This is a genomic window from Clostridium sp. DFI.1.208 (assembly GCF_024463855.1).
Classification (GTDB): Bacteria; Bacillota_I; Bacilli_A; order Erysipelotrichales; family Erysipelotrichaceae; genus Clostridium_AQ.
Map to the genome: position 1 here is coordinate 102,149 of NZ_JANGCA010000012.1, position 13,875 is coordinate 116,023.

General features: G+C 44.5%; 14 protein-coding genes. 13 read left to right on the top strand and 1 reads right to left on the bottom strand.

All coding sequences use genetic code 11. From position 1 onward, the window contains the following. The first annotated feature begins 86 nt into the window (after positions 1-86). The 12 genes from asnA (at position 87) to NE665_RS08630 (ending at position 9,937) form a co-directional block, all read left to right on the top strand. Entirely contained in the window at positions 87-1,103 is a 1,017-nt protein-coding gene (gene asnA, locus NE665_RS08575; RefSeq protein ID WP_117443942.1) for an aspartate--ammonia ligase, read from the top strand. Positions 1,104-1,268: 165 nt separating this feature from the next. Further along, positions 1,269-2,039, top strand: coding sequence for a DeoR/GlpR family DNA-binding transcription regulator (locus tag NE665_RS08580; protein ID WP_117443989.1), 771 nt, complete (start codon positions 1,269-1,271; stop codon positions 2,037-2,039). Positions 2,040-2,524: 485 nt separating this feature from the next. Further along, positions 2,525-2,929 (top strand): PTS fructose transporter subunit IIA, encoded by a 405-nt coding sequence (locus tag NE665_RS08585; protein WP_117443941.1) that lies wholly within the window; start codon positions 2,525-2,527, stop codon positions 2,927-2,929. Positions 2,930-2,965: 36 nt separating this feature from the next. Further along, positions 2,966-4,600, top strand: coding sequence for a PTS system mannose/fructose/sorbose family transporter subunit IID (locus NE665_RS08590; RefSeq protein ID WP_117443940.1), 1,635 nt, complete (start codon positions 2,966-2,968; stop codon positions 4,598-4,600). A 21-nt stretch (positions 4,601-4,621) separates the two neighbouring features. Then, the gene (locus NE665_RS08595) at positions 4,622-5,650 is read left to right on the top strand and encodes a dihydroxyacetone kinase subunit DhaK (protein ID WP_117443939.1); all 1,029 of its coding nucleotides are present in this window, start codon (positions 4,622-4,624) and stop codon (positions 5,648-5,650) included. Beyond that, complete coding sequence (locus NE665_RS08600; protein WP_117443938.1) at positions 5,647-6,273, top strand: dihydroxyacetone kinase subunit L; 627 nt, start codon at positions 5,647-5,649, stop codon at positions 6,271-6,273. The genes NE665_RS08595 and NE665_RS08600 overlap by 4 nt, the downstream gene beginning before the upstream one ends. Continuing rightward, positions 6,263-6,535 (top strand): hypothetical protein, encoded by a 273-nt coding sequence (locus NE665_RS08605; RefSeq protein WP_117443937.1) that lies wholly within the window; start codon positions 6,263-6,265, stop codon positions 6,533-6,535. Before NE665_RS08600 ends, NE665_RS08605 begins: the two co-directional genes overlap by 11 nt. 4 nt (positions 6,536-6,539) lie before the next feature. After that, positions 6,540-7,496 (top strand): alpha/beta hydrolase, encoded by a 957-nt coding sequence (locus tag NE665_RS08610; RefSeq protein WP_117443936.1) that lies wholly within the window; start codon positions 6,540-6,542, stop codon positions 7,494-7,496. Positions 7,497-7,500: 4 nt separating this feature from the next. Next, complete coding sequence (locus NE665_RS08615; RefSeq protein ID WP_117443935.1) at positions 7,501-8,364, top strand: class II fructose-bisphosphate aldolase; 864 nt, start codon at positions 7,501-7,503, stop codon at positions 8,362-8,364. Between the two features lie 16 nt (positions 8,365-8,380). Then, on the top strand, positions 8,381-8,881 hold the full coding sequence (locus tag NE665_RS08620) for a PTS sugar transporter subunit IIB (RefSeq protein WP_117443934.1): 501 nt from the start codon (positions 8,381-8,383) through the stop codon (positions 8,879-8,881). Between the two features lie 11 nt (positions 8,882-8,892). Beyond that, positions 8,893-9,174 carry a cupin domain-containing protein gene (locus NE665_RS08625; RefSeq protein WP_117443933.1) on the top strand — a complete coding sequence of 94 codons (282 nt, stop codon included), beginning with the start codon at positions 8,893-8,895 and terminating at the stop codon, positions 9,172-9,174. Between the two features lie 193 nt (positions 9,175-9,367). Continuing rightward, on the top strand, positions 9,368-9,937 hold the full coding sequence (locus tag NE665_RS08630; protein ID WP_117443932.1) for a hypothetical protein: 570 nt from the start codon (positions 9,368-9,370) through the stop codon (positions 9,935-9,937). Positions 9,938-10,205: 268 nt separating this feature from the next. Here the strand turns inward: NE665_RS08630 and NE665_RS08635 are convergent, their stop codons facing one another. After that, positions 10,206-11,870 carry an NFACT RNA binding domain-containing protein gene (locus NE665_RS08635; protein WP_117443931.1) on the bottom strand — a complete coding sequence of 555 codons (1,665 nt, stop codon included), beginning with the start codon at positions 11,868-11,870 and terminating at the stop codon, positions 10,206-10,208. Between the two features lie 723 nt (positions 11,871-12,593). Here NE665_RS08635 and NE665_RS08640 point away from each other — a divergent pair. After that, the gene (locus tag NE665_RS08640) at positions 12,594-13,724 is read left to right on the top strand and encodes a hypothetical protein (protein WP_347285924.1); all 1,131 of its coding nucleotides are present in this window, start codon (positions 12,594-12,596) and stop codon (positions 13,722-13,724) included. The last annotated feature ends 151 nt before the right edge of the window (positions 13,725-13,875 follow it).

Here is a 13,875-nt window from a genome sequence, read left to right on the forward strand (position 1 = left end):
AATTATTGAAAAACATTTCAAAAAAAGATATATTTTGTAAATGAAATCATGTATAATAAGAAGGTATATGAAAGAGGAGTGAAGCTATGGCAGTTGAAGATCTGATCATACCAAAATATTATGAAAATAAGCTGGATATCATATCCACGGAAATCGCCATCAAATATGTCAAGGACCTGTTTGAGCGTCGTCTGGCGCATCATTTGAATCTGATGCGTATATCGGCACCTCTGTATGTTTCCAAAAGCAGCGGCTTAAATGATGATTTGAATGGTACGGAGCGTCCGGTTGCGTTTGATATCATGGAAATTGAGGGTGAGGACTATCAGATAGTTCATTCTCTTGCGAAGTGGAAGCGTATGGCTTTAAAGCGCTACAATCTGAATGTCGGCAAGGGAATCTATACCGACATGAATGCAATACGCCGGGATGAGGTGCTGGATAATCTGCATTCCTGTTATGTCGATCAGTGGGACTGGGAGAAGATAATCAGCAGGGAAAACCGGACGATGGATTTTCTGAAAATGACCGTGCGCAATATTATGAAGGCTTTGAAGGAAACGGAGAAGGAGCTGGATATCGTTTATGAAAACCTCATGCCGTTTATTCAGGAGGACGTATATTTCCTTACCACGCAGGAGCTGGAGGACCGCTTTCCTGATCTGACGCCGAAAGAGCGTGAGTATGAAATCGTGAAGCAGCATAAAACTGTATTTTTAATGAAAATCGGTGATACTTTGCACAGCGGAGAAAAGCATGACGGACGTGCTCCGGATTATGATGACTGGGCATTAAACGGCGATATTCTGCTATATTATCCGGTGCTGGATACCGTACTGGAAATTAGCAGCATGGGCATCCGTGTGGATGCTAAAGCATTGATGGAGCAGTTGAAAAAAGCAGGCTGTGAGGAGCGTAAGGATTTGCCTTTTCATAAAATGCTGTTGCAGGATGAGCTGCCGCTGACCATTGGCGGAGGCATCGGGCAGTCCAGAATTTGTTTGATTTTATTAAACAAAGCACATATCGGAGAGGTGCAGGTGTCACAGTGGAGCGATGCCATGCGTGAGGAATGTGAAAAGCATAATATTGTATTATTGTAGGACATGAAGGTGTCCTATTTTTTATGTAAGCTGCTGTCTTCTCTACATGAAAAAAACATAGTATAATGAATATAGATATAAATTGGGGGATTTCTTTGATAGGGTACATTGCATAGCTTGGGAAAGGAGCATGACGGACGTGCAGGTGTCTGTCGTATATGGGGTATGGAAAAGAGATTGGAAAAAAGGCTTGATGAAATATCGAACTATTTACTATCGCATGGGAAAGCAAGTGTTAAGGAACTCTCGGACTGCTTTGGAGTAACCATGGAAACCATTCGTAAAGATTTGGAATTTTTACAGAGAAAGGGGATTTTGTTTCGTACGCATGGCGGTGCTGTTCTGCGTAATTCCTTTACCGATGTACCGATTGATGTGCGAACACAGGAGAAAATCGAAGTGAAAAAGGCAATCTGTATGGAGGTCATCAACTTCATTCACGATGACGATGTGGTTTTTGTTGATCCAAGCTCCACTGCACTTCCGCTCGGTAAACTGTTTAGCTTTCGGAAGAATCTGCTGATTATTACAAACTGCTTTGAAATGATGAATGAGCTAAAGGAAAGCAGACATGAGATCGTCTTTCTGGGGGGGAAGTATTCCCGCAGCGGGAATCGTACGGAGGGGCAGTTTGTTTCCGATATGGCGAGTCGCTTTTCCTATGATGTTGCGGTGTTTGGAACGGATGGCTGTTTAGGCTTTGATGGTCCCGGAACACAGACCGAGGATGCGATGTTTCTGAATGAGATCATATTGCGCAGAAGCAAGTGCAAGCTGCTGATTACACTGGCGGAGAAATTCGATAGAACCTCCCGCTATCAGTACGGTGTATTTCAAAATTTCGATGCACTGGTTACGGATTGTGTAGAAAGTGAGCTTCGCAAGCAAATAAAGGTAGGCAAACTGCTTGAGGTCAATCGCTTTGAATCTTCGTGAATAGAAAAACAGGAAACATCGTCGTTTCCTTGAAGACTGAACAGAGAAATGCAAACTATACTTGCCAAAAAAACATGAGCATGATTTTTATTTCAACCTACATAAGAACTTGACAGAAGCGAGACTGCTGAGAAAACGGACGATGTGTTACTTGCATCGTCTGTTTTTCTATCATTACATGTCCATGAGTTTATAGGAAACAGGGTATTCCTTTTCACTGCTCTTATGAAGCAAGGGGACATATAAGTCTTTTTCAGCAGCCTGTCAAGAGCAGGTCTTTTTCTGTAGCCTCTTAAAATTTTTGAAGCAGAATGATTCGGAAGCTAAAAAACTTTTGAATCAATAGTGGAAAGCTCTGCTTTCTAATTTAAACGGAATGTTATTGACTAATATTTTGTAATTAATACAATGTAATTGTAAATGGAAACGATTTCATATTTAGATATGGAATTAAAACTTTTGAAACAAAAAGAGAAGGAGGACGTATGAAGCACATTGTTATCGGAGCACATGGGAATCTGGCAGAGGCTTTTTTAGAAACAAGTCGCATGATAGCCGGAGAAGCGCAGACGGCTTGTATGTATGCCATCGGTATGAAGGAGGATATGGACCCGCAGGCATTTATCAAAAAGGCAGAGGAGCTGATTACTCTTGATCCTGAGGGCGAATATTTGCTGTTGGCGGATTTATTCGGAGCCAGTCCGTGCAATAGTCTGCTCATGGCATTTCAGCATTGCCGCTACCGTCTGGTAACCGGCTTGAATCTGGGAATGGTATTGGAGGTTTTATTTCAATTCGATGATATGTCTTTAAAGGAAGCGGCAGAGCACATGGTAGAAACAGGGAAGGGAGGTATTCAGAACGTGGTGCTGCCTGCAGAAGGGATGTAAGACGTATGCATAAATTAGAAAAAAGGAGAGGAAAAAATGACATTATTACAAGCAATCTTACTTGCAATGCTGTATTGGCTGGCAGCAGGTGAAATCTTTGTACCATTCACCTACTGCTTCTGTGATTTAATGCTTATCTCACTGCTTACCGGTGTTATTTTGGGGGATCCGGTAAAGGGCTGTATCGTTGGTGGAACTATTCAGCCGCTGTATCTGGCACTTACTGCCGTTGGAGGGGCCATGCCGGTGGATAAAGAAGCAGCCGGAATCGTGACGACGGCCATGGTCATAACGGCGGGAATATCGCTGGATCAGGGTCTGGTAATTTCTTCTGCAGCTGCCCTGATTATGGCGCAGCTACACACGGTTAAACGTTTGGCAATGGTTTGGACGGTACATCATGCAGATAAAGCGGTGGAAACCGGTAATGTAAAGGAGCTTACCCGCACATCCCTGATTTACGGACCACTGATTCGTGCGGTGATTTTCCTGGTGCCGATGACCATCGTATTGAAATATGGAGTGAACAGTCTGGGAATCCTCATGAACGGACTTCCGGATTGGGCGAACAACATGTTCTCTCTAGCCGGCGGACTGCTTCCTGCATTGGGATTTGCCATGGTCATTCTGGTAATCGGAAAAGGACAGCTGATACCGTTCTTTATCGCCGGCTTCTTCTTTGCCCAATATTCCGGTCTGGGAGCTGTGCCGGGATGTCTGCTTGGTATATTTATCGCCTGGCTCTATACGATTTTTACAAAAAAGGAGACAGACAATGGAAGCTTGTTTGCGGATTTACTCAATCTCAAAAATGCCGAATCCAAGGCAACCCATATCCTAAGTAAAAAAACATTGAAAAGAGTTTGGTTCAACTGGCGTTTGCATGTCTGCCATGTGGATAATGTTGAGCGTTTGCAGGCGATGGGAATGTGTTTGACCATGGCGCCGGCATTGGAGGAGCTGTATCCGGATGATAAGGAAGAACAAATCAAAGGATTGAAGCGACACATGCAGTTCTTTATCACGGAAAATATGATTGGCGGTATCATTCCCGGTATTATTACATCGCTGGAAGAGCAAAGAGCGATACAGAAGCGTGAGCAGGTGCCTGATGATCAGCTGATTTCCGAAGATTTGATCAACAGTGTTAAAAACGGTATGATGGGACCCTTTGCCGGTGTCGGTGACACCTTGAATTACGCGACGCTGAAACCACTTATTTCCACCTTCTTTATGGGCTTTGCGCAGCAGGGAATGCTGTGGGCACCGATCGTTGATGATATTCTCCTCTATGTCATTCTGGTATCGGAGGGGAAATTCATGTTCAACATGGGCTATAAGCTGGGCACCGATTCTGCTATGAACATATTACAAAACAATGCAGTACAGAAAATTGTGACCTTCTTTTCCATCGTCGGATTGTTTGTGATGGGGACGATGGCAGCACAAAACGTCAATGTTGCTGTGATCTATGAAATTCCATATGGAGCAAAGGATATGATTAGTATTCAGGAGCTGCTGTTTAATCCGATTGCGCCGGGTATTCTCTCACTTCTTGCAGTCTTTGGTGTTTACGCTTATCTGAAAAAGGGGGGCACCGTATTAAAGGTTACACTGGTGCTGCTCGTGATTGCCATCGCACTTGGAGGTCTGGGCATTCTGGGCGTGTAATTCAAAAAGGAGGAAGCAGGTATGACAATGAAAAAATTTATCAATCAGCCGGAGCGCTTTATTGATGAGATGCTGTACGGGCTGTATGCGGCACATCCATCCTATTACTCGTGTGTGAACGAGGATGCGCATTGTCTGATCAGCAAACAGAAAGCTGCCGGTAAGGTAGGAATCGCAACAGGTGGTGGAAGCGGTCATCTTCCGCTGTTTCTGGGCTACGTTGGGAAAGGGATGCTGGATGGATGCAGCGTAGGGGATGTCTTTCAATCTCCAAGCTTTGAACAGATGCTTGAAGTAACAAAAGCCATTGATGCCGGTGCAGGTGTACTTTATATCTTTGGAAATTATAACGGGGATATCTTCAATTTTCAGATGGCTGCAGAAATGGCAGAAATGGAGGAGGATATAGAAGTGTGTTTGTCGATTGCCGGTGAGGATGTGGCAAGCGGTCCGCGTGCAAAAGCACAGGAAAAAAATATTCGTCGAGGTGTTGCGGGTATCTTCTTTGTATACAAATGCGCAGGGGCAGCTGCTGCGGAAATGCTGCCATTGGATGAGGTGTATCGCATTGCAGAAAAAACAAAGCAGCTTGTGGCAACCATGGGGGTTGCTATGAGCCCGTGCACCGTACCGAGAATTGGGTATCCAAGCTTTGCGATGGCGGATGATGAAATGGAAATCGGTATGGGAATCCATGGAGAGCCGGGAATTCGCAGAGGAAAGATTTGCGCAGCAGATGAGATCGTAAAGGAGATTTTACCGCCCGTCATGCAGGATCTGCAGCTGCAGCGTGGTGATGAGGTGTGTGTATTGATCAACGGTCTGGGTGCTACTCCGTTAGAGGAACAGTATCTGATCAATGGTCTGGTACATCGTATGCTGAAAGCCGAAGGAATACGGGTTCATAGAACCTATGTTGGAGAATATGCGACGTCACTGGAAATGACCGGCTTGTCCATCTCCTTGCTGAAGGTTGATGAGGAGCTGAAGCGATTGATGGATGCTGCGGCGGATACCCCGATGTTTACACAGTTTGGAGAAGCGAGATGAAAGCAGAAGATATAAAGCGTGTATTTCACGCGTGGAAGATGATATTTCAGGAGCATGTAGAGCAATTAACAGCACTGGATTCTGTTGGCGGAGATGGCGATCTCGGTGTCGTTATGCGCGATGGATTTCGCATTGCAGATGAATTTGTCACAGCTTGTGATGAGCAGGATATTGGCAGGTTGGTGTATATGGCAGGGAAAAAATTCAATAGCGTCGCATCCTCTTCTATGGGGACGCTCATTTCCAGCGGCTTTATGAAAATCGGAAAGCAGCTGAAGGGAAAAGAAGAGCTGCAGGATGTGGAGCTTGGCGTGCTGTTACAGGGAATGGCAGAGGGTGTCATGACGCTGGGCGGTGCAAAGGAGGGGGAGAAGACGTTCCTTGATGCGCTTTGCCCGGCACAGCGCGCCTATGCTGAGCATGTAGCAAAGGGGAAAACAAAAGCCTTACAATACGCCGTTACCGCCGCAAGGGAAGGGGCTGAGAAAGCCAAAATGATGCAGGCGAGGCATGGCAGGCTGGCATTTCGTCAGGAAAATTCCATTGGTATTGTAGATCCAGGAAGCATAGCGGCTGTATTGTATGTGGAGGGTATACAGCAGGGGCTTCAGGATGAAGGATAAGAAGCTGCTGTTCGTTAAGCTGACAGGGCTAACGCTTGCAATCTACTGGTTCATCAGTAAAGGCGGTACGCAATCCATCGATACCTCATTCGGATTGCAGACAAAACGCGGAGCATTTGATTTGTTTGATTTTGGATCAGCATGGATGATCTGGCTGGTTATGGCATACCTTGTCTTTGCTGCTCTGCGCAATCTGTATTTGAAAAATGTCAGAAAACCGAAAAGCAATATTCAGAAAAAATATGCAAAATTGAGGAGATAGGCTAATGAAACTGCGGGAATACCGTTTTGTAAGCGGAGATGGTGAGGATGAGCTGTATGGCTGTGCATGGATTCCGGATGGTCCTGTAAAAGGCTATATCCAGATATTACATGATCTATATGATCATATCGATCGCTATACGGCACTGCTTCAGTTCTTTGCCGGCTATGGCTATGCCGCCTTCGGACATGATCTGATAGGTCATGGAAGGTCGGTGTATGTGAATGGTCCCGGGCAGATCAGTGAGAGGCATACGTATAAACACTTTATCGAGGATACGGAAACGATGTTCTATCTGGTCGCAAAGGATGCCCTGCCCAAGAGGGAATGGAAGAAGTCCTATATTCATGCGCTGATCGGCTTTGGCTTTGGCAGTATGCTGGCAAAGCAGTATGCAATTACGACAAATAATTGCAATGCATTGATCCTATGCGGTGATTACGGCTTTCCTTCTCTGTATAAAAAAGCCATAAAAATATATGGAAGAGAATGTCGCAGCAAAGCGAATACGGAGCCGGCTGAAAAAACCGAAGCATATATTCTCTCTCATTATGGTATTGATAATCTGGATACCCTTGTTGAACAGAGAGTCTTTCAGCATCGTGAACAGAAAAGGCTGAAAAAAGACGCCTGCTGCAAGCTTGCTTACTCCATGCAGTATATGTTAAACAGAATTTCACTGTGTTCTCTGTATACGGCGGAAGACTGGATTTCACAGCTTCCCGAATATCTTCCGATCTTATTTTTGAGCGGGTATGAGGATGTGTTTTCCAATTATACACGGGAGCTGGATGCTGTCATACGGAAATTAAAGTATGCCGGTGCAGAGAACATCTTTTACAAATATTATGAACATAAGAAGCATGAATTGCTGTTTGAGGATGCCGCAGGAGATGTCATGCAGGACATGCTTAAGCTGATTCGGCGTCTGGAAGAGCATAGCAAAGAAAGGAAGGAATGAAATTATGTTGGTATCAATGTTAGAGATTTTAGAGAAAGCGAAGGAAGGAGGATATGGTGTTCTGGCACCGAATGTTTTCAATGAAGATTCAGTCAGAGTCTGTATAGAAGCTGCTGTTGAATTGGATTCCCCCCTTATTATTGATGTTTTACCGGATAATCATAAGGATATTGTATCCTTTGGAAAGCTGATTTGTTCCATGGCGCATGAAGTACGGATTCCAATCGCACTGAACCTGGATCACGGAGACAGCTTTGAGGCCTGTGTAAAGGCGATTTATGGCGGATTCACAGGGATTATGGTTGACCGCAGTGCATTGAGCTTTGAAGAAAATGCACAGCAGGTTGCGGAGTTTAAGAAAATCTGCGAGCCTCTTAAAATCACGGTGGAAGCAGAATTTGGACAGATAGCAGATGGCTGCGATTACGAAGAAAAACGGGATGAATATCTGACAGATCCTGTGAAAGCAAAGGAGTTTGTTGAGAAATCCGGCTGTGATTGTCTTGCGGTATCCATTGGCGAAGCCCATGGAGAGTATACCGGAAAGGGACCGGATATTGATTTTGAGCGATTAAAGGAAATAAAGAACCTGGTGGATGTACCACTGGTATTCCATGGCGGCTCATTCTCTGGATTTGAAAATATTGCGGAATGCTGCCGAATTGGTACGCAGAAGATCAACATGGGAACGGACGCTTATAATTATGGACTGGATTGTTTGTTTCAGGATGGACGTTATCAGCAGGGGGAGAATATCGGAGCGAGAATGGCAGGAGATATCATGTGGGCAGGCTATAAGGAACGTGTGATGGATTATATGAGGGTGACAGGATCTGTGGGAAAAAATTGGATCAAAATTGAAAAATAAGGAGCGATGATGAAAAATGGCACGCATAGGTTTAGTCAGAATAGACAGTCGTTTGATACATGGACAGGTATGTACGCAGTGGTTGTATAGGATGAATAGTAAAAAGGTATATATTGTTGATGATGAGGGAGCGAGCAATTCCTTTTTGTCCAGTATTTATAAGATGGCATGCCCGGTAGGTGTTGAACTGGAAACGATATCGACACAGGAAGCCGGAAATAGATGGCAGCAGGATCAGTTAGGGGAGTTGGAGCCAATCTTTGTGTTGTTTAAAAATATGCCGATGGCCTATAAGGCTTATAAAGCAGGCTTTCGCTATGAAACCTTACAGATAGGCGGAATCGGCGGAGGCGTTGGACGTAAAAATATTGTCGGACCGATTTCGTTTGATGATGACGATGCGAAAATGCTGGATGAAATGGTCCAAGATGGACTGGAGGCTTATTTTCAGCCGGTGCCGGATAATCAAAAGGTATCCTGGAGCGATGTAAAGGCTAAGCATTACCCGAAGCTGTAAAGGAGAATATGATGAAGGATGTGTATGTAAGAAAGCCGAATGATAAGGAACGCAGACTGTTGGAAGACTGTCCGATTTGGGAGCACGATCCGGCAGTGTGGGATGCGATGTACGATAAACGCTGTGAAACGTGTCTAGTCATCGAGGGTACAGCAGTTGTGACCTGTAGTGATGGACAATCCTATGCGTTCACAAGAGGTGATCTTGTCACCTTCCGACCTGATATGGCATGTGTCTGGAAGGTGCTGGAGAAAATTCGCAAGCATTATATATTTGATATGGAGGTAGAATAAAAGGGGCGATGCTCCTTTTTTTATGTGCGAAAAAAGCCGATACAGAGTGGTTAGGCATGGGTGAATTGCTGAAGCGATGCTGCTTCCCTGATGGATGAAAAAAATGCATGCTGTACGCAGGATGCTTGTGGGAGTCTTGGCAATGTGGTATAGTATGTATATGCTTTTATAGTAGTTGAGGAGATGAAGCTGTATGCAGAAATCACAAAAGCTTACCGCATCGATAGTACTGATTGGCTGTATCGCCTATGGACTGTTTTTTTCGGATCCTGTCTATACGGCACTGGTCTTTATTCTGTATGCCTGTATTCTCATGTATCTTTTCAGTAAGCGAAAGCTGCCGGTTTTCAGTCGTATAAAATTCATGATCGCAGCATGGATGTTCAGCATTGTGATGACTGCCGTGTGTATTGCTGCGGCAGAGCTGCTTCGCGGCTATTTCCTTTTTGACGGAGTGTTAATGGGCTGCATGATGTGCCTTGGTTTGGGAGCAGTTATTCAGACTGCATTTCTGATTATGCAGGAATTTCTGCCGGACGTGGTACAGGTCGTGCTGCTGGTACTGGCTGGTCTTTATTTGCTTAACATCGGTGTCTTCAGTGCAACGATGCGTGCTACGCTTTCCGATATCGGACTTACAGCAAAAGATACGCAGTATATATTGCCATGGGATTTGCTGGGTATCACGTTGGGTATCGTTCCGGTGGAAGTGGCATTGTTTGCAGGTGTTTACAGGCTGCGCCTGTATTTTCAGAACCGATGACTGCGGATGTTTCATCGAGAGGAGAGAAGATGCATGTCCTTTCCGATAGCGGAAGGAAAAGCAGGGTGCTTTAAATCGTAATAGGATGTATTTAGGATGGAGATGTATTGGAAACACCTGATAGATACATCCTTTTTATGTAAACAAAAGCTTTTTCTGCTATGAGATAAAAAAACCTATCACCGCTTATGCAGTGATAGGTGTGCAGGCATAGCTTGTAAAAGCACTGTGCCATATTCTGTAGGGCAGCAGGCATGCGTTTGTCTGCTTAATGCTTTTTCTGCGTGATCAGATGCTCGTCGATCAGCCTTTGAATCTGCGCCGGCTCCGGATCGATGTAAATGGTCTTGTAGTTTGAAAGGGAAACAAAGCTGCCCTTGTTTCCAGGGATTTTTTTCAGCTGTCGGATCGTACAGTAGTTCACGGGAACACTGGAGGAATAGCGGCCGTTGCTGTACCATGCGGCAAGCATGGCAGCGTTGCGCAGCAGTTCCTCATCCGGCTGTTCACAGGTAATGACAACATGGGCACCATGCAGGTCCTTGGCGTGCAGCCACGTATCGCTTTTTCTTCCCAGACGCCAGGTAACGTGATCGTTTTGCAGATTGTTTTTCCCAACGTAGATTTGTACATCGTCAAACGCAAAGGTTTCATAATGCGGAAGCTCCTGCTTCTTTTTCTTGCGTATGCAGGTCTTGACTGCCTTGACATATCCCTGTCTTGCCAGCTCCTCCCGTATTTCCATAGCATCCTGTACGGTAGCCTGCTCCAGCTGTACCTCCATGGATTCAAAATAGCGGATTTCCTTTTCGCACAGGGTCAGCTGTTCCTGAAGAATGGACTGTGCCCGTTTGCTCTTGTGGTATTTCTGGTAATAGCGGTTGGCATTTCCCTTGATATCAAAACGCATATCCAGCGGAATACGAATATCCTCCCCTGTTTCAAAGGAGGGCAGTGTCACTGTTTCGCTGCGTTCGATACTGCCCATATAAGCGAACAGCAAATCGCCATATTCCCTATATTTATCGCAATCCATAGCCTCCTCCAGCGTCTGCTGCAGCTTTGGATATTTTGATGTATTCTTATGCAGCTCCTTGCGAACAGCACGAAACAGATCGCCGCTTTGCTGCTTGATGCGCACCTTCTCCTCCTTCTGGAAAAAGAGCAGATCCATTCCTTTCATGAGCGGATACTGTCGTGCTTCCACCTCCAGGTGAGTCAGTGGTATGCAGTGAAACTGGGTCTTGTCCTGCACGTCACTCAGATACAATGCATCAGAGGTTTGAATCTGTTCCAGAATGTCATCGAAACGTTCCCCCTGTGCCATACGATATTGTACTTCCTTCGAGAGCAGGGGAGAAAACCCGTGAAACTGTTTGGTGAAGGACTCATTTGGATCAATGTGGTCATAATGATAGGGGTCCTGTTTTCCGGTGTGTGGTGCAGGCAGCTGATATAGCGCTCCCGGATGAATGGTGCGGCGGTTGTTTTCAAAGGGGGGAATGCGTTTTAAGGCATCCAGTATACGGCCCTGCTCATCCACCAGAATCATATTCGCATATTTGCCCATCAGTTCAATATAGAGATGCCGGTCATGAATATCGCCCAGCTCGTCTCTGGCTTCAACCACCATATGCAGGATGCGGTCAAGTCCAATCTGATTCAGAGAACGAAGGATTCCTCCATCGATCTGTTTTCGCAACAGCATGAGAAAATTGCCGGGCGTCTCCATCGTCGTATACGATTCCTGTGTCAGATTGATGCGGTTGTATACACTGTGTAAGGATATCATCAAACGGCGTGTTCCTTTCGGTGTCCGTATCGTAAACAGCAGCTCGGTATCGCTGATCTGCTGCAGCTTTGTAAGCTTGGCAGGCAGAAAGCTCTGTAGCTCTTTCTGTACCTGGTGAAGCAGTAATCCATCTAATGCCATAAAATCACCTCGCTGCTCCATTATATCATACCAAAAGGACCTGCTGTGCGATAAGTTTCATATGTTTCCGGCTAAAAAACAGAGAATTGAGCATTATACTACAGGTTGAGACACATGTGCAGCTTCCTTATGGAGTAGTCAGGCTCGGATACAATTATTAAATCGAAATAATTTCTATCGCTATCTTGTGCGCTTATTCTATTTTTATACTGCTACTATTTTCTTAAGCGTTATCTACGAAATGTTTTCTTGATTTGAAGTGAAGTATTGCATGACGTATGTGACTGTTTCCGAATGGAATCTGTTTTCTTCTTTTTAGCCAGATAGAATTTAGTTTTTATTCTGTAATTTCGACAAGATTTATGCTACACTGTAGATACAAAAAAGGAGAGGTCGGTCTATGAGAAACTATATACATAATACAATCCATTCACATCGAATTCATCCGCAAAAGCCCCGGCCTTTCCGTAGCTCAACCGCTTGCTAGAAGCGTTTTTTCTTATGCTTATAACAAGTTAAGTTATTTTTTCCCATCCCTGTGTAACACGCTGCAGCTAAATACCGCTTGTCGGCGGTAAGGACTGCCTTGTTTTTGTTGCATGCATTACAGCGTATGAAACGAAACAGCAGGTACTTTTATATGCTGATGAAAGCAACAGCAACATAAGAGCTCCACCAGATCATATCCCTGAAGTATAGATAACAATATCAGAAAGAAAGGATATGATCATGAATACAAATACAGAAACAGCAGCTATGATTAGTTGTTATGATGATAAAAAGGCATATGACATGTACTGTAAAAAGCTGTTATCAAACAAGCAGATACTCGCCTATGTCATGAAAGGCTGTATTCCGGAATATGCAGACATTCCACTGGAGGATATACCGTCCTATATCGAAATGTCTTCCATAAAGAATACAGCGGAGTACGAACATATTGATGATAAGCAGATAGAGGTTACGGATGAGGCCATACCAGGAGCCCAGATCAAATACGATATTCAGTTTGAAGCAGTGATACCATCAAAGCAGATGGAATCAGATCAGAACACGCCCTCGGAAAAGAGGCTTCGCTTGATCATCAACCTGGAAAGCCAGGCGGAGGATAACCCCGGCTATCCTCTGATCAAGCGTGCTTTGTACTATTGCAGTAGATTGATGGCAAGACAGAAGCATCCCAGGGATGGATTTCAGCATTCCGATTATGGTAAAATCAAAAAGGTCTGTTCCATATGGATCTGTATCGGTCACAGCAATCAAAAGAACGATGTCATCAATACCTATAAGATACAGGAAACATGTGAAACAAAGATATGGCATGCCGCAAAGGAGGACTATGATTTGATCACAGCAGTCATGGTGTATCCGAAAAAGGAAGGCGTACGAAAAGCACAGGATATTCCGAATGCGGTGGAGCAGGAGGATGAGAATAAGCAGAGGCTGCTGGAACTATTAAAGATTTTGTTCATAAAAAATCTCGCAATAGTGGATAAAAAGGAACAATTGCAGAAGACGTATGGTATACTAATGGAGAAGGAGATAGATAAGGAGGTCATGACGATGTGCAACTTTAGTGATTTCATTGAACAAAGAGGCATAGAAAAGGGCTTGGAGCAGGGGCTGGAACAAGGACTGGAAAAAGGGCTGGAAAAAGGACTTAGAAAAGGCTTGTTACAGGGAAAAGCTGAAGGCAAAAAAGAAGGAAAGGCGGAAGGCAGAGTGGAAGCAACACTACTCCATGTAAGAAAACTGATGCAGAAAATCGATGTCAGTGCGGTGGATGCCATGAATATGCTGGATGTTGAAGAAGACATACGACCTACCATTCTGCACTCTCTACATTTATCCTAAACAGCAATTCCCACAATAATTTTAAAGGGGGCTCTAAATTATCGTGGGGTTGAGTAGAAATGAGCTCTAAATTATTATGGGGTTTTAGCAAGTGAACGCTAGGCTCTAAATTATCATGGGGTTTCAAAAAGGAGTAATAAAGTTCAAAAAA

Coding starts and splice junctions, on each gene's coding strand:
- NE665_RS08600 (WP_117443938.1), top strand. CDS start 5,647: ATGAAAGCAGAAGATATAAAGCGTGTATTTCACGCGTGGAAGATGATA.
- NE665_RS08605 (WP_117443937.1), top strand. CDS start 6,263: ATGAAGGATAAGAAGCTGCTGTTCGTTAAGCTGACAGGGCTAACGCTT.
- NE665_RS08590 (WP_117443940.1), top strand. CDS start 2,966: ATGACATTATTACAAGCAATCTTACTTGCAATGCTGTATTGGCTGGCA.
- NE665_RS08630 (WP_117443932.1), top strand. CDS start 9,368: ATGCAGAAATCACAAAAGCTTACCGCATCGATAGTACTGATTGGCTGT.
- NE665_RS08615 (WP_117443935.1), top strand. CDS start 7,501: ATGTTGGTATCAATGTTAGAGATTTTAGAGAAAGCGAAGGAAGGAGGA.
- NE665_RS08585 (WP_117443941.1), top strand. CDS start 2,525: ATGAAGCACATTGTTATCGGAGCACATGGGAATCTGGCAGAGGCTTTT.
- NE665_RS08595 (WP_117443939.1), top strand. CDS start 4,622: ATGACAATGAAAAAATTTATCAATCAGCCGGAGCGCTTTATTGATGAG.
- NE665_RS08640 (WP_347285924.1), top strand. CDS start 12,594: ATGATCATGAATACAAATACAGAAACAGCAGCTATGATTAGTTGTTAT.
- NE665_RS08610 (WP_117443936.1), top strand. CDS start 6,540: ATGAAACTGCGGGAATACCGTTTTGTAAGCGGAGATGGTGAGGATGAG.
- asnA (WP_117443942.1), top strand. CDS start 87: ATGGCAGTTGAAGATCTGATCATACCAAAATATTATGAAAATAAGCTG.
- NE665_RS08580 (WP_117443989.1), top strand. CDS start 1,269: ATGGAAAAGAGATTGGAAAAAAGGCTTGATGAAATATCGAACTATTTA.
- NE665_RS08625 (WP_117443933.1), top strand. CDS start 8,893: ATGAAGGATGTGTATGTAAGAAAGCCGAATGATAAGGAACGCAGACTG.
- NE665_RS08635 (WP_117443931.1), bottom strand. CDS start 11,870: ATGGCATTAGATGGATTACTGCTTCACCAGGTACAGAAAGAGCTACAG.
- NE665_RS08620 (WP_117443934.1), top strand. CDS start 8,381: ATGGCACGCATAGGTTTAGTCAGAATAGACAGTCGTTTGATACATGGA.